The organism is Comamonas sp. E6 (assembly GCF_001010305.1).
GTDB classification, from domain to species: domain Bacteria; phylum Pseudomonadota; class Gammaproteobacteria; order Burkholderiales; family Burkholderiaceae_C; genus Comamonas; species Comamonas thiooxydans.
On sequence record NZ_BBXH01000005.1, the window covers coordinates 79,941 to 99,536 of the forward strand.

Here is a 19,596-nt window from a genome sequence, read left to right on the forward strand (position 1 = left end):
TTTGTACGGGTTCACCCTTGATTTTGGTCACGGATATATGACGCGCTACATAGCCCCTATGAGCGCGTCTGTATGAGAAGCTGCCCATGCAGGCGTAGCCTTCGATCTTGACGAATGCTGCGTTTGGAATGCATCTTGCATGCAGGCATTCAATCTCACCCTGTCCCACGATCATGAGCACCAGTCAGAACTCTCAACCGATACGCTTCTTCCACCGCGGCGAGGTGGTGGAAGTGCAAGGCCCGCACCCCACACGCTCCGTGCTCCAATGGCTGCGCGAGGATGCCCATTGCACCGGCACCAAGGAAGGCTGCAACGAAGGCGACTGCGGTGCCTGCACGGTAGTCATCGGCGAGCTGGCCGAAGCCGGCGATACCGAGGCCGTCAACGGCCTGCGCCTGCAGACCGTCAATGCCTGCATTCAGTTTCTGCCCAGCCTGCATGGCAAGGCCTTGTTCACGGTGGAGGACCTCAAGAGCCAGTGCGCGGGCAAGTCTGCCTGCACCGGCAAGCCCGCAGGCCCGCAAAGCCTGCATCCGGTACAGCAGGCCATGGTGGAGTGCCATGGTTCGCAATGCGGCTTCTGCACGCCCGGCATCGTGATGACGCTGTGGTCGGCCTATGAGCATCACCAGCAGCAGGGCAGCGAGCCCACGCGTCAGCAACTGGCCGACGAACTCTCGGGCAATCTGTGCCGCTGCACGGGCTACCGCCCGATTCTCGATGCCGGTCAGCGCATGTTCGATCTGCCTGCCGTGCGTCTGGATACGGCGCCCGTGGTGGCTGCGCTGCAAGGCTTGCAGGCTGGCAATGCAGGGCTGAACTATGCGGCGCCCCAGGGCCTGCGCACCGACTTCTTCCATGCTCCGCGCACGCTGGCGGATCTGGCCAGCCTGTGCGAGGCCAAGCCCAAGGCGCGCATCGTGGCAGGCTCCACCGATGTGGGACTCTGGGTCAACAAGCAGTTCCGCGATTTGGGCGACATGATTTACGTCGGCGACGTGGCCGAGATGAAGCGCATTGAAGTGCGGCCCGACGCCGAGGGTGGCGAACTGTACATCGGCGCCGGGGCTTCGCTGGAATCGGCCTGGAGCGCGCTGGTGCAGCGCTGGCCCAGTCTGACCGATGTCTGGCTGCGCTTTGCTTCCACGCCCATCCGCCACGCGGGAACCATGGGCGGCAATGTGGCCAATGGTTCGCCTATCGGCGATTCGCCACCGGTGCTGATGGCGCTGGATGCCCAGATCGAGCTGCGCAAGGGCGAGCGCGTGCGCCGCATGCCGCTGACGGATTTCTATCTGGACTATATGAAGAACCAGCTGGAGCCTGGCGAGTTCGTGCAGGCCCTGGCTGTGCCGCTGGCGGCCATGCAGCGCCAGGTGCGCGGCTACAAGATCAGCAAGCGCTTCGACTGCGATATCTCTGCCCTGTGCGCCGGCTTTGCCATTGAGCTCGATGGCGAGATCGTGCAATCCATCAGGCTGGCTTTTGGCGGCATGGCCGCCACGGTCAAAAGAGCGGCGGCAGCCGAAGCGGCCCTGCTGGGCAAGCCTTGGAGCCTTGAAAACGTGAAGGCCGCGCAGGCCGCGCTGGCCCAGGATTTCAAGCCCATGAGCGATATGCGCGCCAGCGCCGATTACCGCCTCAAGGTGGCGCAGAACCTGATCCAGCGTCTGTGGCTGGAAACGCGCGCCGATCAGCCGCAGGGCACTGATGCGACCAGTGTCTGGAGCGTGATGCCCCACGTCGTTCCCGCCGCCGTGGAGCAAGGAGTCTGAAATGAACAACCCCCTTGAATTGACGAATGAACTGGTGGCGGAAGCCTTTGCCGATTACCGCAAGAATCAGGCCTATCGCATTGACGAAGTGACCGAAGCCAAGGCCCATGATCAGGGCGCACGCGTGGGCGTCAGCCGCAAGCACGAGTCCGCACACCTGCATGTGGCCGGCGAGGCCGCCTATATCGACGACCTGCCCGAGCTGGAAGGCACGCTGCATTGTGCGCTGGGCCTCTCTCCCGTGGCCCACGGCCGTTTGACGGCGCTGGCGCTGGAGGCCGTGCGGGCCATGCCCGAAGTGGTGGACGTGATCACGGCAGCCGACATCCCCGGTGTCAACGACTGCGGCTCCATCATTCATGACGACCCGATTCTGTGCGACGGCGAAATCCGCTACGTAGGCCAGCCCCTGTTCGCCGTGATTGCCCGCTCGCGCGATGCGGCAAGACGTGCGGCCGCCCTGGCCAAGGCTGCGGCCACCATCAGCGAGCTGCCGCCCGTGTTGACACCGCGCAAGGCCCATGAGCTGGGGCAGTATGTGATGCCGCCCATGCACCTGGAGCGCAGCACGCGGGAAGGCGGCGCGCGCGCCGCCATGGATGCCGCGCCGCATCGCCTCAAGGGTTCCTTCGATGTGGGCGGGCAGGAGCAGTTCTATCTGGAAGGGCAGATCAGCTACGCCACGCCCAAGGAAGACGGGGCTGTGCACATTCATTGCTCCACCCAGCATCCCAGCGAGATGCAGCATCTGGTGGCACATGCTCTGGGCGTGGCTTCGCACAGCGTGCATGTGGAATGCCGGCGCATGGGTGGCGGCTTCGGCGGCAAGGAATCGCAGTCGGCGCTGTTCGCCTGCGTGGCGGCCGTGGCGGCAACCAGGCTGCAGAAACCGGTCAAGCTGCGTCTGGACCGCGACGACGACTTCATGATTACCGGTCGCCGTCACTGCTTCTGGTATGAGTACGAAGTGGGCTATGACGATGAAGGCCGCGTGCTGGGAGCCGAGATCTCCATGGTCTCGCGCGCCGGTCACTCTGCCGATCTGTCGGCGCCCGTGATGACGCGTGCGCTCTGCCATTTCGACAATACCTACTGGCTGCCCGATGTGCTCATGCATGGCTATATGGGCAAGACCAATACCCAGAGCAATACGGCTTTCCGTGGCTTTGGCGGACCTCAGGGCGCGATTGCCATCGAGAACATTCTGGATACGGTGGCGCGCAGCCTGGGGCGCGATCCGCTCGATGTGCGGCGCGTCAACTTCTACGGCAAGGGCGAGCGAAACATCACGCCCTATGAACAGGTCGTGACCGATAACGTGATTCACGAGCTGGTGGCCGAGTTGGAGGAGTCCAGCGACTACCGTGCGCGCCGTGCGGCCGTGAATGCCTTCAACGCCGGCAGTGCCGTGCTCAAGCGCGGCCTGGCGCTGACGCCGCTGAAGTTCGGCATCTCCTTCAATGTGGCCCACTTCAACCAGGCCGGCGCATTGGTCCATATCTATACCGATGGCTCGATTCTCGTGAACCATGGCGGCACCGAAATGGGCCAGGGCCTGAACACCAAGGTGGCGCAGGTGGTGGCACATGAGCTGGGCGTGGCCTTCGAGAATGTGCGTGTGACGGCCACCGATACCAGCAAGGTGGCAAACACCTCGGCCACGGCGGCTTCGACGGGAGCCGACCTCAACGGCAAGGCCGCACAGGATGCCGCACGTCAGCTGCGCGAGCGTCTGGCCGAATGCGCCGCACGCCTGCATGGCGGCTATGCCCATGACGTGCGCTTTGCCAACAATGCGGTGCAGGTCAATGGCCAGAATGTGCCGTTTGCCGAGCTGGTGCGCGCAGCCTATCTGCAGCGTGTGCAGCTGTGGTCGGATGGCTTCTATGCCACGCCCGGCCTGCACTGGGACGGCAAGCGCATGAAGGGTCACCCCTTCTTCTACTTTGCCTATGGCGCGGCCGTCAGCGAAGTGGTCATCGATACCTTGACGGGCGAATGGAAGCTGCTGCGCGCCGATGTGCTGCATGACGTGGGCCGCTCGCTGAACCCGGCCGTCGATGTGGGCCAGGTGGAGGGCGCCTTCATCCAGGGCATGGGCTGGCTGACCACCGAGGAGCTGGTCTGGCATCCGCAAACCGGAAAGCTCACGACCCATGCGCCCAGCACCTACAAGATTCCTACGGCTAATGACTGCCCGCCGGTCTTCAATGTGCGCCTGTTCGAGGGCGATAACTATGAAGACTCCATCCACCGCAGCAAGGCCGTGGGCGAGCCCCCGCTGCTGCTGCCGTTCTCGGTGTTCTTCGCGATTCGCGATGCGGTGTCGGCCGCCGGCGAGCACCGCATGAACCCTCCACTGCAGGCGCCTGCCACGTCAGAAGCCATCCTGCGCGCAGTGGAAGCCGTTCAAGGGCACACTGGCTAGTTTTTCCTCACAGGTGTTGTCGCCTTGCGGGGCGGCAGCCATTCTGAGTCATGGCTGTTTGCCGCGGGGCAAGGCCATGTGCTGCGCCGTCCATTTGGCGGCGCAGGACCGGGCGCGTTCCTCGCGTTGCGCCTCGCATGCAAAACAACACGGAGACTATGCAATGAACTGGACAGAGCGGATATTCAAACTCAGGGAGCACAACACCAATGTGCGCACGGAACTGGTCGCAGGGCTGACGACCTTTCTTTCAATGGCCTACATCATGTTCGTCAACCCCTCCATTCTGGGGGATGCGGGCATGCCCAAGGGCTCGGTCTTTGTCGCCACCTGCCTGATCGCAGCGCTGGGCTCGACCATCATGGCGCTGTATGCCAACTACCCGATTGCGCTGGCGCCGGGCATGGGGCTGAACGCCTATTTCGCCTACGTGGTGGTGCTCAAGATGGGCTATACGTGGGAGGCTGCCCTGGGGGCGGTGTTCGTCTCGGGATGTCTGTTCCTGATCTGCACCATGCTGGGCCTGCGTGAGCTCATCATCAAGGGCATACCGCAGTCCATACGCGTTTCCATCACCGTGGGTCTGGGTCTTTTCCTGGCGCTGATCGCGCTCAAGACCGCCGGTGTGGTCGCTGCCGACCAGAACACCTATGTGACGCTGGGCGATCTGCACAAGCCCGAGGTCATCATGGCGCTGCTGGGCTTTTTGCTGATCGTGGTGCTGGACCGCCTCAAGGTGCCGGGCGCCTTGCTGATCGGCATCCTGGCCGTGACGGTGGCCTCGTTCTTCTTCGGCGGCAACACCTTCCACGGCATCTTCTCGGCGCCTCCTTCCATCGAGCCCACCTTCATGAAGCTCGATATCAAGACGGCGCTGACCACGGGCTTCCTCAATGTGGTGCTGGTGTTCTTCCTGGTGGAACTGTTTGATGCCACCGGCACGCTGATGGGCGTGGCGCGTCGCGCCGGCCTGCTGGTGCCTGAGCGCATGGGGCGTTTCAACCGCTCGCTGCTGGCCGATTCGGGCGCGATCTTTGTGGGCTCCATCCTGGGTACTTCCAGCACCACCGCCTATGTGGAGAGCGCTGCCGGTGTGCAGGCTGGCGGCCGTACCGGCCTGACGGCTCTCACGGTTGCCATGCTCTTCCTGGCCTGTTTGTTCATCGCGCCGCTGGCCGGTGTGGTGCCCGGCTATGCCACTGCGCCTGCGCTGCTGTTCGTGGCCTGCCTGATGCTGCGTGACCTGACGGAAGTGCAGTGGGATGAAACCACCGAAGCCATACCGGCAGTCGTCACCGCGCTGATGATGCCTTTCACCTACTCCATCGCCAACGGTCTGGCCTTCGGCTTCATCACCTATGCCGTACTCAAGCTGTGCACGGGCAAGGTCAAGGAGGTGCACTGGATCATGTGGGTGATTGCGGCCCTGTTCCTGTTCAAGTTCATCTACGTCGGCGGTCACTGAGCGCCCATACGCCGATCAAGCCTGGCAGTAATCTGTGCCGGGCCGGGCCGGGCCGGGCCGTGGCAGTCGGAGGAGAGGCCGGCTGACATGGCTCGCTGGAGCCCGCCAGGCATGAAATCACAGATGCAACAAGCAGTCCGGCTTCTGGTGGGGTCGGGCTGTTTTGCATTGTGAGTGGCAAGACATTTGCAAGCATGTCATCCGAGCATGTGTTGACAGCTAGACACCCAGGCCCCAGGTGGCCGGCCATTTCCCCAAGCTTCAACAACATTGATTTCATGAGCGTATTGCTGAATCAAAGCTTGTTGCGCGCTTTGCGGGTGGCGGAATTCAACTCGTGCCGTCTTAAGTGCTTGGCAGCACAGTGAAATTCATGCGAGGCCGGTGAGCTGACTCCGGCGCTCGGATGAGTTGGTTGTTTCCAAATTTGAAATCAATATTTTTTGATCGATCGACTGCTCCCTAGCATCCGTCCCATTGCATACATGGGAGATGGAAGTGGACAAGCGTCGATTCCTGCTGGCAGGGCCTTCATTGCTGGCAGTGACTGCCATGGGCACCACCGGTGTTGCACGTGCTGCGGCAGACGCCAGGACCAGGCTGGTTGTCGCTGATCAGAGCGAGCTGATTCGTCATCTGCTGGATGCCAGCGGTGAGCGCAAGAAGACCGGCTTTCAGCTGGAGCTGCCCAATTTTGCCGGCGGTCCGGCCATTTTCGAGGCCATCCGCGCCGGGGCACTGGACATGGCTTATGTGGGAGATACGCCTCCCATACAGGCGCGGGCCGCAGGCGTGAACCTGCCCATCATCGCGACCTTCACCCGAGCCAGGGCGGAATATCGTTTGCTCCAGCATGCCGGTGCCGGGGTCGAGCGCCTGAGCGATCTGCGCGGCAAGCGCGTGAGCTATGTGGAAGGCTCGGGGCGCCAGGTGTTCCTCATCGAGGCGCTGAACCGGGCGGGCCTGACGCTCAAGGATGTCACGCTGGTGCATCTGCGCGTGGCCGAGCTCAACGATGCCTTGCGCGCCCGTGCCGTCGATGTCGCCACCATTTCCGAGCCGCATGTCACGCGACTGTCCAGGCAGGTTGGAGCGCGCGTGGTGCCCGATCCACTGGAGCGGCAACTGCTGCCGTCCACCTCCTATATCTATGCCCGTCCGGATGTGCTGGCCGATCCTCAGAAGGCAGAAGCCATCCGCGAATTCCTGGCCTCCTTCGTGCGTGCGGGGCGCTGGAGCAATACCCATCGCAAGGAATGGGGGCAGCATTACCTGCGCAACTTCCAGCGCCTCGATGCCGAGAGCGCGGCGGCCATCCAGGCGGCGCAGGCTCCGCTGGAGTTCCAGACGGCGGCACAGGCCCAGTCCCATCATCAGAAACTCATCGACATCCTGCACAGCGCAGGCAGTCTGCCCCAGCGTCTGGATGCCAGGGATTCCTTTGTGGCGAGCTATGACGGCGTGATCGTCGCCAATCGCTGAGGAGTGGCCGTGATGACACCGACTCCTCTGGAAGCGCGCTTGGCCGGCTGGCAGTCTCAGACTGGATCGCCGCTCGCCGCGCCAGACCGCAAAGCCCCGGCGCTGGTGCCGGCCCGCCTGTCGCCGGGCATGCTGCTGGCCGGGCCCGTCCTGCTGCTGCTGTTGTGGGAGGCTGCATCGCGCCTGGGTTATCTCTCGCCAGAGACGCTGACCGCACCGTCGCAGGCTCTGCGTACCGGCTACGAAATGGTGCTCGATGGCAGCCTGCTGCCGCATCTGCTGGCTTCGGCCGGGCGCGCCTACACGGGACTGTTTCTGGGCATTGTGGTGGGAGTGTTGCTGGCGCTGGCCGCCGGACTGAGCCGCAGCGGCGAGGCCCTCATCGATGGCCTGGTGCAAATCAAGCGGGCCGTTCCCACGCTGGCGCTGATCCCGCTGGCCATCATCTGGCTGGGCATAGGCGAGGCGATGAAGGTCTTTCTCATCTTTACCGCAGTGCTGATTCCCATCTACATCAACACCCATGCAGCGCTGCGCAGCATCGACATCGGTCATGTGGAGCTGGCTCAGACGCTGGGACTGTCGCGTGCCGAATTCATTCGCAAGGTGGCGCTGCCGGGTGCCTTGCCGGGCTTTTTTGTCGGCCTGCGCATGGCGGTCTCGCTGTGCTGGACGGCGCTGGTGGTGCTGGAGCTGATCAACACGCAGACCGGTATCGGCTATCTGATGAACCGTGCGCGCGACTGGGGGCAGACCGATGTGATCGTGGTGGGAATCCTGATCTACGCGCTGCTGGGTCTGCTGTCCGACGCCGCAGTGCGGCGCCTGGAGGCACGTGTGCTGTCCTATCGGAGGTCGCTGGGATCATGAGCCATCCATCATTGACCGGTTCCGTGCAACTGCGCTGCTTCAGTCGCAGCTTCCATGGCAAGCAGGTGCTCGACGACCTCCATCTCGATATCACCCCCGGGCAGTTCGTGGCATTGCTGGGGGAGTCGGGCTCGGGCAAGACCACGCTGTTGCGGGCCCTGGCCGGCCTCGATGCCGAGGCCCGGAGTTCGGGGGCGGCGCTGGCCCATGGCAATGTCTCAGTGCTGTTCCAGGACTCGCGCCTGCTGCCCTGGCTGACGGTGCTGGACAACCTGACGCTGGGGCTGGATGCGCAGGTGGCCCGGCCCGCCGCAGTGCAATTACTGCGCGAGGTGGGCCTGGAAGACAAGGCCGCGGTCTGGCCCGCCACCCTGTCCGGTGGGCAAAAGCAAAGAGCGGCACTGGCTCGCTCCTTGCTGCGCGAGCCGCATGTGCTGCTGGCCGACGAGCCTTTTGGTGCCCTGGATGCGCTGACCCGCATGCGCATGCAGGGCCTTTTGCGGCGCATGGTGGAGCGCATACGCCCGACGGTGATTCTGGTGACCCACGATGTGGACGAATCCCTGCTGCTGGCAGACCGGATTCTGGTGCTCAGGGACGGCAAGATCGCCGAAGACCATGCGCTGGATCTGGCCCATCCGCGGCGACCCGATCACCCCGCTTTCATGCAACTGCGCGCGACCTTGCTGCGCAGTCTGGGAGTGGAAGCCGAATTTGCCTGAAAGAAGCCTTGCCATGACACGACAACTACACCTGAACCTGTTTCTGATGACGCGAGGCCACCACGAAGGTGCCTGGCGTCACCCTGGAGCCAATCGCAAGGCGCTGACCGATCTGGAGCTCTATGTGGATGCGGCCCGCATCGCCGAGGCCGCCAAGTTCGATGCCGTGTTTCTGGCCGACGGGCTGGTCGGGCCCGACAACGGGCAGATGGCTTCTTCAGGGCAGCTCGAGCCGCTGCTGCTGCTGGCTGCACTGGCGCAGCATACCGAGCGTATCGGGCTGATCGGTACGGCTTCCACCACCTACAGCCTGCCCTATACGCTGGCGCGGCAGTTCGCCACGCTGGACCATCTCTCCAAGGGGCGGGCAGGCTGGAATATCGTGACCTCCTGGCTGCCCCGGGCCGGAGAAAACTACGGGTTGCAAGAGAACGTGGAGCATGCCGAGCGCTACCGCATCGCCGACGAGTTCGTGGCCGCAGTGGATGCGCTATGGCGCAGCTTTCCGGGCGCTGCGGTGGTGGACGATGCTGCATCGGGTCAGTACCTGGACATCGGCCAGGTGCGCCCCGTCAACTATGCGGGAACACATATCCGTACGCGCGGACCACTGAATGTGCCGGACAGTCCCCAGGGGCGTCCGGTGCTGGTGCAGGCCGGGCAGTCCGATACCGGCCGGGCCTTTGCCGCGCAATGGGCCGAGGCCATATTCACGGCGCATGGCAGCAAGGAGTCGGCGCAAGGCTTTTATGCCGATATCAAGGGACAGGCGAAATCCCTGGGGCGCAGGGCCGAGGACATTGTGATTCTGCCGGGCATCAGTGCCGCGATTGGATCCACGGAGTACGAAGCCCGCCAGGTGTGGGAGGAACTCGACAGCCTGACCAGCATCGACGTGGGGTTGGGGCGCCTGTCGGCCCGCTTTGGCGGCCATGACTTCAGCAGTCTGCCGCTGGACCGTCGGCTCACGCGCGATGATTTTCCCGATCCCGCGCTGGTGGAGGCTTCCAGGAGCCGCGCCATAGGCTATGTGGAGACCACGCTGCGCGACGGGCTTACGCTGCGTCAGCTGCTCAAGCGGCTGGCGGGCGCGCGCGGGCATCTGGCAATTGCCGGCACGCCCGAGCAGGTGGCGGACACGATTGAAGACTGGTTCCGCACGGGTGCCGCCGATGGCTTCAATGTGATGCCACCGGTCATCACGCAGCAGCTGGAGCTGTTTGCCAGCGAGGTCGTGCCCATCTTGCGCAAGCGCGGGCTGTTTCGCAGCGACTACCAGAGCAGCACACTGCGCGGCCATTTCGGCTTGCCTGATCTGCCTGTGGTGCAGCACAAGGCGCAGGCGGATGCAGCAGTAGCGGCCTGAGCCTGCAGCGGGCCGGCGGCCGCGCTGTCAAGCGGGGTGGATGGCGCCCAGAATGCGCGGGCCGCTGGCGCCTGTCACACTGGCCAGATTGCCGGGCAGGCCCAGCAGGCATTGACGTGCCAGCCAGGCAAAGGCGGCTGCTTCCACTTCGAGCGGGGGCAGGCCGCGCTCTGCCGTGGAGGCCACCTTCACGCCCGGCAGCAGGGCGGCAAGACGCTGCATCAGATAGGTGTTCAGTGCGCCGCCGCCGCAGACCAGCAGTTCGGTGCCGCCCCTGCCGAAACGCTGGACAGCATGGGCGCAGCTGGCAGCCGTGAATTCGGTCAGGGTCGCCTGTACATCGATTGCGGCGGCCTGGGCCGCATGCTGCTGCAGATGCCGCTCCAGCCACTCGGCGTGAAACAGATCGCGCCCCGTGCTCTTGGGCGGCTGCTGGGCCAGATAGGGATCGCCCAGCATGGCGGCCAGCAGCTCGGGCAGGACCTTGCCGCTGGCGGCCCACCGGCCGCTCTCGTCATAGCTCCTGCCGGTATGGCGCAGGCACCAGCCGTCCATGAGCGCATTGCCGGTGCCGGTATCGAAGCCGAGCACCGAGCCGTCGGCACCCAGCACGCTGAGATTGGCAATGCCGCCGATATTGAGTACCAGCGCGGTTTCAGCGGGCCTGCCGAACACGCTTTGGTGAAAGGCCGGCACCAGCGGCGCCCCCTGGCCGCCTGCCGCCACATCACGGCTGCGCAGGTCGGCGACGACGGTGATGCCGGTCAGCTCGGCCAGCAGGGCGGGGCTGTTGAGCTGCAGCGTATAGCCCGTGCCATCGAACATCTGCGGACGGTGGCGCACGGTCTGGCCATGGGCGCCTATGGCCGCGATCTGCCAGGCCTCGATACCGGCTGCAGTCAGCAGTTGCCACACCACCTGTGCATAGTGGCGCACCAGTGCATTGGCGGCCAGGGCGGCGCGATGCAGCTCGTCCTGGCCGCCAGCGGTGTTGAGAGCCAGCAGCTCGGCGCGCAATGCCGCATCGAAGCCGCAGCTGGCATGTTGCAGCACTCGCGTGCCCTGGCTGAAGTCCACGAGAACCCCGTCGACGCCGTCCAGCGATGTACCGGACATCAGGCCGATATAGAGGTTGCTTTGAGCGGCTTGTTCAATGGCATTGGGCATGGCAGATCAGAGGGTTGGCGTGCGGTTCACTATCTTAGCTGTAGCGTTTGCGGCTTTCCTGGCGGTCGCTGCAAACGATCCTGATGCGGAAATGAAAAAGGGCTGCAATTTGCAGCCCTCAGGTTGTGTCGCAGCGGTGGATCAGCGCGTGCTGGCCAAGGCGAACGACTGCGTGCCGGCGTTGAGTTCGATGCGCATCTGCGCTGCCTGCTGCTCGAAGGCCGGGCGGGCGGCCTTGGAGATGGGCTGGGCGGCATCGGTGATCTGGGCAATGGTCAGCGGGTCGCGCTGCTCGCCCTTCTCGCGGAATTCGAAGTGCAGATGAGGGCCGGTGGCCCAGCCCGTGGAGCCCACGGCACCGATGATGTCGCCCTGGTCTACGCGCTGACCGTGCTTGACGTCGATGCGGCTCAGGTGGGCGTAGACGGTGGTGTGCTGGTTGGCGTGATCGACGAAGATCACATTGCCGTAACCGTTTTGCACGCCGGCAAAGGACACGACGCCGTCGCCCACGGTACGCACCTTGGTGCCCGTGGGGGCCGCGAAGTCGGTGCCCAGGTGAGCGCGCCAGGTTTTATGAATGGGGTGGACGCGCATGGAAAAACCGCTGCTGATGCGCGAGAACTCCACGGGATAGTTCAGATAGGCCTGGCGCAGGCTCTTGCCGTCCAGCGTGTAGTAGGCGCCCTTCTTGCCTGCTTCCTGGAACCACATGGCCTGGTGCGACTTGCCATTGTTGTAGAACTCGGTGCTCAGCACGCGGCCGGCGCGCAGTGGCTCGCCATCGGCTTCCAGCGATTCATAGACCACGGCAAAGCGGTCGCCCTTGCGCAGGCCGCGGCGGAAGTCCAGCTCGCCCTGGAAGATGTCGGCCATCTGCATGGAGATGCTGTCGGGAATGTCGGAGGCATCCGTGGCGGCAAAGAAGGAGGAGCGAATCACGCCGCCGGCCAGACGCGGGCTGGCCGTGAGTTTGCCGGTCTCGATCTTGGATTGCAGCTTGCCATCCACGCGCTCCACAGTCAGGCGCTGAAAGCTGCCGTCTTCGCTGGGAGCCCAGCGCACGGTCAGCTGGCTCAGTTGCTGGTCGGGCGTGGTCTCTGCTGACACCAGGCGGCCGGCGCGGCCCAGCACGTTCTGGCGCACGGCTTCGTTGCTGCGCATGAAGGCTGCGGCCTGCGGGTCGGCAATGCCAAGGCGCTGCAGCAGCGACTCGGTGGTGTCGTTGCTGCGGGTGTATTCGGAGCGATAGAGGGAGAAGGACTGCAGATCCGTCAGATCGGCCAGATCCTGGCCGGCGGCCAGGGAGGTGACGGGTTCGGTCAGTGTACGTACGGGAAGGTCGGCGGGGTCGGGACCCAGGCTGGCCACTGCGAAGGCGCCGCTGCCACCGGTCAGCAAAACAGTCGCCAGCGCCGCCGTGGCGCGCTTGGGGTGTTTTTGCAGAGCCGATGTCAGCCGCGCAAGCAGAGCACCGCCGGCATTTTTCAAGCCAGTCATCAAAACATCAAATCCTTGGGAAAGCGTGTCGGTGGAGTTGGTATTTGTTACGACTGACACGTCTCCAGTAGCTCTACCGTGCCATAAGTCCATCCAAAGAGGTCTTTATGAGGGAGCAGTCTAGAATTGACCGTAACACCAAACCTCCAAGTATATCGGCCGCGTCCTACTTCGCCTGCCGAAAAACCCTTATGAATCAATCTGCTGTTACAAGTTTTCCCGTGACCGACAGAGTGAACCAGGCGCTGGAAGTCACTCTGCGTGGAGTCGATGAGCTGCTGCCCAAGGACGAGTGGGTCCAGAAGCTGGCCAGGTCCGAAGCCACCGGCGTGCCCCTGCGCATCAAGCTGGGTCTGGACCCGACAGCCCCCGACATTCACCTGGGCCATACCGTGGTGCTCAACAAGATGCGCCAGCTGCAGGATTTGGGCCATCAGGTGATCTTCCTGATCGGCGACTTCACGACGCTGATCGGCGACCCTTCGGGCCGCAACTCCACACGCCCGCCGCTGACGGCCGAGCAGATCAAGGTCAATGCCGAGACCTATTACACCCAGGCCGCCAAGGTGCTGGACCCGGCCAGGACCGAGGTGCGCTACAACAGTGAGTGGTGTGACCAGCTGGGCGCGCGCGGCATGATCCAGCTGTCGGCCAAGTACACGGTGGCGCGCATGATGGAGCGCAACGACTTCCATACGCGCTTCACCGACGGCAGCTCCATCAGCCTGCACGAGTTTCTCTACCCGCTGCTGCAGGGCTATGACTCGGTGGCGCTCAAGTCCGATCTGGAGCTGGGCGGCACCGATCAGAAGTTCAATCTGATGATGGGCAGGCATCTGCAGGCCGAGTATGGTCAGGAGCAGCAGTGTGTGCTCACAATGCCGCTGCTGGTGGGCCTGGACGGCGTGCACAAGATGTCCAAGTCCAAGAACAACTACATCGGTATCACCGAGGACGCCAACACCATGTTCGCCAAGGTGCTGTCGATCTCGGACGAGCTGATGTGGGACTGGTACACCCTGCTGTCCTTCAAGAGCCTGGCCGAGATTGCAGCGCTCAAGGCCGAGATCGAGGCCGGAGGCAACCCCAAGCATGCCAAGGTGGCTCTGGCCAAGGAAATCACCGCGCGCTTCCACAGCGCCGAAGCCGCCGATGCGGCCGAGCAGGATTTCATCAACCGCTCCAAGGGCGGCATTCCCGATGACATCCCTGAAATCAGCCTGTCCGGCGCTCCGCTGGGCATTGGTGCGCTGGTCAAGCAGGCCAATCTGGCTGCATCGACCGGCGAAGCCAACCGCCTGATCGATGGCGGCGGCGTGCGCGTCGACGGCAACGTCATTAGCGACCGTGCACTGAAGCTGGACGCCGGCACCTTTGTGCTGCAGGTGGGCAAGCGCAAGTTTGCGCGCGTCACGCTGAGCTGAGCGCCTTGGGGCGCCTCGCCTCGTTCGCCTCTTTTGCGTTGAGTGCCACAGGGCAAGGACTTTGCCGCTGTGGCGCGGCCTAAAGAGGCGACAGTAGAGGTGACAGTAAAAATGAGAGCTGTTTACGCTTGATACATATACGTTTCAAATCAATTTGTATTTGAAACCGTTACAGGTCATGCGTAAGTAGCTCTCTTTTTTATTGAGTGGGCTCGCTCGCGCCTTGCATGGCGTCGCGCGTCTGGCGGGCTTGTTCCATCAGCCACTGACAGAAGGCCTGGACTTCGGGCCGCTCGCTGCTGCGTGGGCCTTGCAGCAGCCAGTACGACAGAGGCGAGGCCAGGCGACGCTCGGGCAATACCTCGATCAGGGTGCCGGCCGCCAGCGCATCGGCCACCAGCGGCAGGCGCGCGATGGCCAGACCCTGGCCCGCCAGTGCGGCCTGCACGATCTGGTGGGCGTAGTTGAAGTACAGCCAGCGCGGCGGCTGCAGCTGGTCGCAGCCGTTGGCGGCAAACCAGCGCTGCCAGCTCAGCCACTCCAGCTGGGGCATGCGGTGCACGTCGCCGGTTTCAATCAAGGTGTAGCGGGCCGCATCGGCGGGGCTGTGCACGGCGGGGCCGCTCCTGAGCAGGGCTGGGCTTGCGACCAGCACCAGTTCTTCGCCAAACAGGGCCTTTGCCGAGGCATCGGAGACGCCGGCGCTGTAGCGTATGGCCAGGTCCACATCGGTGGTCTCCAGATCCACCACGGCGTCGCCCGTGTCTATGCGAATGTCGATATCGGGATAGGCGCGCTGGAACGCCTCCAGGCGCGGAATCAGCCACATGGCGGCAAAGCTGGCCCAGGTGGTGATGGCCACGCTCTTGCGGCCCACGGTCTGGCGGATCTGGCGCACGGTGGCGTCGATCGACTCCAATGCAGGCTGCACGGCATGCAGCAGCTGGGCGCCGGCACCCGTCAATTCCACGGCGCGCGAATGGCGCAGAAACAGCGGGATGCCCACCTCGTCTTCCAGCGACTGGATCTGGCGGCTGACGGCAGACTGGGTCAGTGCCAGCTCGTCCGCCGCGGCACGAAAGTTCAGGTGTCGGGCCACGGCCAGAAAGGCGCGCAGATGGCCGGCACCGATGGCGCGGGTGCGAAGCAGCGGAGTGGGGCTGGTGGTGGCATGAGGCATGGCAGGGCAAGCATAAGGTGTTTGCGGCGACTGTTGCCTGCGCTTGCAGTTGCCGACCGCGGCTATGGGTCGATAATCAGGCGGTTTTCATCCTATAAATCAATATGACTGCACCTCTGGACATCGTCGTCATGGCTGCCGGCAAAGGCACCCGCATGAAAAGCCGCCATCCCAAGGTGCTGCAAAAGCTGGCCGGTCGTGCCCTGTTGCAGCATGTGCTGGATACCGCTGCGCAACTCAAGGCGCGCTCGGCCGTGGTGGTGACGGGTCATGGCGCAGCGGAAGTGGAAGCGGCCATCGCCGCTGCCAATGGCGTGGATCGCGCGGACGGCGCCCATGGTGCAATGGACCTGAAGTTTGTGCGCCAGGAGCCCCAGCTGGGAACCGGCCATGCCGTGCAGCAGGCCGTGCCTGCGCTCAAGGAAGATGGTCTGGTCGTGGTGCTGTCGGGTGATGTGCCGCTGACCAGGGCCGACACGCTGCAAGGTCTGCTCGATGCCGCAGGCAGCGACAAGATGGCGCTGCTCACCGTGACCATGCCCGATCCCACGGGCTATGGCCGCATCGTGCGAAACGATGCAGGCACGGTGCAGCGCATCGTCGAGCAGAAAGATGCCAGCGAGGCCGAGCGCGCCATCACCGAGATCTACAGCGGCATCATGGCCGTGCCAGCCAGGCATCTGACGGCCTGGCTTGCCAAGCTCGACAACAACAATGCCCAGGGCGAGTATTACCTGACCGATATCGTCGCCATGGCCGTGGCCGACGGAGTGCCCGTGGTGGGCCACCGCATTGCCGATGTCCTGCAGGTGGCGGGCGTCAACAGCCCGCTGCAACTGGCAGAGCTGGAGCGCGCTCACCAGTTGCGCCAGGCGCGCGAGCTGATGGAGCAGGGCGTGCGCATGGCCGATCCTGCGCGCTTCGACCTGCGTGACGATGCGCGCGGCACCAAGGCCAGCCTGAGCTGCGGCCAGGATGTGGAAATCGACGTGAACTGCATCTTTGCCGGCAAGGTGACGATTGGCGCCGGCGCCAGGATCGGGGCCAACTGCCATCTCAGCAATGTGAGCATTGCCGAAGATGCCGTGATCCACCCCTTCACGCACATCGATGGCGAGAAGGCCGGCGTGGAAGTGGGCCAGGGCGCGCTGGTCGGCCCGTTTGCCCGCCTGCGCCCCGGCGCCAAGCTGGGCCGCGAAGTGCATATCGGCAACTTCGTGGAAGTGAAGAACTCCGTCCTGGCCGATGGCGCCAAGGCCAATCACCTGGCCTATCTGGGCGATGCCACGGTGGGTGAGCGCGTGAACTATGGTGCAGGCAGCATCACTGCCAACTATGACGGCGTGAACAAGCACCGTACCGTGATCGAGGCCGATGTGCATATCGGCAGCAACTGCGTGCTGGTGGCTCCGGTGACGATTGCCGCCGGCGGCACCGTGGGCGGTGGCTCCACCGTGACCAAGAATACGGAGGCTGGTGCCTTGACGGTAGGTCGTGGCAGGCAGGTCAGCATCAGCAACTGGAAGCGCCCTGAAAAGCTGCCAAAAGCCTGATGGAACAAGCGCAGCAAGCTTTGGAGAGCATGGCGCCTCAGTCCCTGGGCGAAGCGCTGGCGCTGCTGGCCAGGCGCGAGGCCGAACTGTCCGCCTTGCGCACGGCCCAGCAGGAATGGATGCATGCCGTCTCGCATGATTTGCGGGCGCCGCTGCGCCATCTGCTGGCTTTCAATCCGCTGGTTGCCGAGCTGCTGCAGTCCGCCAGTCCCGGTGCCGAAGACCTGGAGGAAGCGCGCAGCTTCCTCCAGACCATGGAGCAGTCCGCCCAGCGCATGGCGGCCATGTTCGACGGCTTGCTGAAGCTGAATCGGGCCCAGAGCCATGTGCTGAAGCCGCAGCCCGTGGACTTGCTGGCCTTGCTGGGAAGTCTGAGCCAGCGTCTGCAGGCAGGCGCGCAAGGCCGACGCATAGAGTGGTGTCTGCCTGCCGCAGCCCCCATGCTGCAGGCGGATCCGCATCTGCTGGAGCAGGCTTTGGATGCAGCTCTCGCCAATGCCGTCAAGTTCACGCGGGCCGTGCGGCTGGCGCGCATCCAGGTCGATGTGCAGCGTGACGGGCAGGGGGGCTGCTTCATCACCGTGGCCGACAACGGCGCCGGCTTCGAGCAGGCGCGGTCAGGCAAGCTGTTTGGCGTCTTTCAGCGCATGCATCGCGAGGCCGAGTTCGAGGGCCTAGGTATTGGCCTGGCGCTGGTGCGCGATATCTGCCGCCGCCATGGCGGCGAGGCGGAAATCCAGGCTCAGCTCAATGCAGGATGCCAGTTGCAGATGCATTGGCCCACCTGCCTGCCCTGAGTGGTCAGACCACGTTGCGGTCCAGGCTTTCCTGCTCGGCACTCGCCGGGCTGATTCGCGTGGATTCCGGTCGCATGGGCATGGTCGATGGACTGTGCTGTCGCTCGGGTTGCTGCGTGGCATCCATCACCTGGTCGCGCCCGCCGCTCTTGGCGCTGTAAAGCGCACTGTCGGCCGCTTTTATCCATTCGGACACCGAGCCAAAACCTTCATCGGCTGCAGCAACGCCGATACTCGCACTGATGTGCAGCTGTGGATATTCGCGAATGCGTATCTGAGCAATCTTTTCGCAAATACGCATGGCGACCGAATATGCCTCCTTGGCCGTGGTGTGCTTGCAAAGCACGGTGAATTCATCGCCGCCGTAGCGCCCAGCAATATCGTTGCTGCGCAGGCTGTTTCTAATCGCCAGCCCGATCATTTTCAAAACATCGTCGCCCACAATATGGCCGTACAGATCATTCACGCTTTTGAAACGGTCAATGTCAATCACCAGCAGGCAGGTCTGCTCCTTGACGGTGCGGTGCTGATGCAGCGCGGCACGGGCTTTTTTCCACCAGTAATCGCGGCTGTATACCGTGGTCAGAGGATCAATGCGTCCCAGTAACTTGAGCTGCAGGTTCTGCCTGGCCAGAGTCTTGAGCATTCGGCTGTTGGACCAGCTTGCATAGGCGCTGTGCAGGATGATCAGCGGCAGCAGGCTGAGCTGTACCGCCAGTGGCGCGCCCCATTGCGGGGTGGGCGTTATGGCGATGCTCATGAAAAGCATGCCGCACAGCAGCGCGATCAGGGAGGGCAGCCAGCGGCGCTTCAAACCGGTATAGAAGCGGTCGGCCACGCCGATGGCCAGAATGCAGATGCTGGGTAGCAGGCTCCAGTGCATCAGAGAAATCCAGCAGCCGACGATCAGCGCATCTATCAGAGAATTGAAATACTCCGCATGGAACTGATCCTGTTGCCGGCTTGAATGCAAAAAAGCAATATGCGGCCATACCAGTGCACTGACCGTCGTGAATGCCCACCAGGCGAGATTGGTCGGGAGATATGACAGGCTCGCAGCCACCACCGCTCCGCCCAGTGCCATATAAGAGGCGCGCAGAGGGTAGGTCCGGCGGTGAATATCTCGATGCAAGGGCATCTGGTGGAGTTGGCTTAAGTCAAGGTTGCGAGAATAATCTAATTAATACAATTTGTATCAAATATTGAGGGGCTTGCGCGGCATCCGCACCACACATGGCGGTTCAAAAATAAAGGCGTGCAAGTCCTTAATGATTGGGGGCTGGCAAGGGCAGTTCGGTACTGAATTTGGCGCGCTTGATGCTGAAGAAGGCTTTGACATTGCGCACATTGGCATCCTGCGTGAACAGCTTCTGGCTCAATGCCAGGTAGGCAGGCATATCGATGGTGGCAATGATGAGGATGAAGTCGGGGCCGGGAGAGACGCGCCAGCATTGCTGCACGCCGGGTTCGGCCACGGCTTTGTGCTCGAATTGCAGCAGTGAGCTGCTGTCCTGCCGGTCCAGCGAGACTTCCACAATGGCCTGCAGGCCATGGCCTGTGAGGCGGGCGATGTGTTCGCTGCTCAGGATGGCGACTTGTTTCTCGATCAGACCCAGCTCCTGCAGGCGCTTGACACGACGCAGGCAGGTAGGGGCAGATAGCTCGAGATGCCGGGCCAGGGCCTGGTTGCTCAGGCTGGCATCCAGCTGCAATTGCTGCAGCAGTTGCAAGTCGGTGTCATCCAGATTGATGGAATTTTCATTCATTTATATGAATTTTATTGAATAAATAATCAATATTCCGATTTGATGAAATTTTCAATCATTTATTTGTCTTTATTGATTGAAAATTTTTTATTTCAACC

15 protein-coding genes are annotated in these 19,596 nt (G+C 63.2%); 10 read left to right on the top strand and 5 right to left on the bottom strand.

Annotated features, from left to right (window positions below; translation table 11 throughout):
* The first annotated feature begins 173 nt into the window (after positions 1–173).
* From xdhA to CSE6_RS01465, 7 genes are all read left to right on the top strand, one after another.
* The gene (gene xdhA, locus CSE6_RS01435; protein WP_059439739.1) at positions 174–1,778 is read left to right on the top strand and encodes a xanthine dehydrogenase small subunit; all 1,605 of its coding nucleotides are present in this window, start codon (positions 174–176) and stop codon (positions 1,776–1,778) included.
* Between the two features lies 1 nt (position 1,779).
* Entirely contained in the window at positions 1,780–4,206 is a 2,427-nt protein-coding gene (xdhB, locus tag CSE6_RS01440; RefSeq protein ID WP_059439740.1) for a xanthine dehydrogenase molybdopterin binding subunit, read from the top strand.
* 163 nt (positions 4,207–4,369) lie between these two features.
* Complete coding sequence (locus CSE6_RS01445; RefSeq protein ID WP_003061737.1) at positions 4,370–5,671, top strand: NCS2 family permease; 1,302 nt, start codon at positions 4,370–4,372, stop codon at positions 5,669–5,671.
* A gap of 492 nt (positions 5,672–6,163) precedes the next feature.
* Positions 6,164–7,153: an ABC transporter substrate-binding protein gene (locus CSE6_RS01450; RefSeq protein WP_034379263.1), complete on the top strand. Its 990-nt coding sequence runs from the start codon at positions 6,164–6,166 to the stop codon at positions 7,151–7,153.
* Between the two features lie 12 nt (positions 7,154–7,165).
* Complete coding sequence (locus tag CSE6_RS01455) at positions 7,166–8,023, top strand: ABC transporter permease (RefSeq protein ID WP_034405953.1); 858 nt, start codon at positions 7,166–7,168, stop codon at positions 8,021–8,023.
* Positions 8,020–8,745 (top strand): ABC transporter ATP-binding protein, encoded by a 726-nt coding sequence (locus tag CSE6_RS01460; RefSeq protein ID WP_059439741.1) that lies wholly within the window; start codon positions 8,020–8,022, stop codon positions 8,743–8,745. The genes CSE6_RS01455 and CSE6_RS01460 overlap by 4 nt, the downstream gene beginning before the upstream one ends.
* Before the next feature lie 13 nt (positions 8,746–8,758).
* A complete protein-coding gene (locus CSE6_RS01465; protein WP_059439742.1) occupies positions 8,759–10,111 on the top strand; it encodes an LLM class flavin-dependent oxidoreductase in 1,353 nt (450 codons plus the stop codon).
* 27 nt (positions 10,112–10,138) lie between these two features.
* Here CSE6_RS01465 and CSE6_RS01470 read toward each other — a convergent pair whose 3' ends face one another.
* Together CSE6_RS01470 and CSE6_RS01475 are read right to left on the bottom strand one after the other, a co-directional pair.
* On the bottom strand, positions 10,139–11,278 hold the full coding sequence (locus tag CSE6_RS01470) for an anhydro-N-acetylmuramic acid kinase (RefSeq protein WP_059439743.1): 1,140 nt from the start codon (positions 11,276–11,278) through the stop codon (positions 10,139–10,141).
* A gap of 141 nt (positions 11,279–11,419) precedes the next feature.
* On the bottom strand, positions 11,420–12,778 hold the full coding sequence (locus CSE6_RS01475) for a M23 family metallopeptidase (RefSeq protein WP_034357214.1): 1,359 nt from the start codon (positions 12,776–12,778) through the stop codon (positions 11,420–11,422).
* A 191-nt stretch (positions 12,779–12,969) separates the two neighbouring features.
* On the opposite strand from CSE6_RS01475, the gene tyrS reads away from it, so the two are divergent.
* A complete protein-coding gene (gene tyrS, locus CSE6_RS01480; protein WP_003061750.1) occupies positions 12,970–14,202 on the top strand; it encodes a tyrosine--tRNA ligase in 1,233 nt (410 codons plus the stop codon).
* Between the two features lie 199 nt (positions 14,203–14,401).
* Here the strand turns inward: tyrS and CSE6_RS01485 are convergent, their stop codons facing one another.
* Positions 14,402–15,382: a LysR substrate-binding domain-containing protein gene (locus CSE6_RS01485; protein ID WP_034405962.1), complete on the bottom strand. Its 981-nt coding sequence runs from the start codon at positions 15,380–15,382 to the stop codon at positions 14,402–14,404.
* A gap of 104 nt (positions 15,383–15,486) precedes the next feature.
* On the opposite strand from CSE6_RS01485, the gene glmU reads away from it, so the two are divergent.
* Positions 15,487–16,935, top strand: a complete 1,449-nt coding sequence (gene glmU, locus CSE6_RS01490; RefSeq protein ID WP_059439744.1) for a bifunctional UDP-N-acetylglucosamine diphosphorylase/glucosamine-1-phosphate N-acetyltransferase GlmU — start codon at positions 15,487–15,489, stop codon at positions 16,933–16,935.
* On the top strand, positions 16,935–17,732 hold the full coding sequence (locus CSE6_RS01495; RefSeq protein ID WP_059439745.1) for a HAMP domain-containing sensor histidine kinase: 798 nt from the start codon (positions 16,935–16,937) through the stop codon (positions 17,730–17,732). Before glmU ends, CSE6_RS01495 begins: the two co-directional genes overlap by 1 nt.
* A gap of 4 nt (positions 17,733–17,736) precedes the next feature.
* On the opposite strand, the gene CSE6_RS01500 is transcribed toward CSE6_RS01495, so the two are convergent.
* Complete coding sequence (locus CSE6_RS01500) at positions 17,737–18,870, bottom strand: diguanylate cyclase AdrA (protein WP_034357223.1); 1,134 nt, start codon at positions 18,868–18,870, stop codon at positions 17,737–17,739.
* Between the two features lie 127 nt (positions 18,871–18,997).
* Entirely contained in the window at positions 18,998–19,498 is a 501-nt protein-coding gene (locus CSE6_RS01505) for an Lrp/AsnC family transcriptional regulator (protein ID WP_059439746.1), read from the bottom strand.
* Positions 19,499–19,596 lie beyond the last annotated feature (98 nt).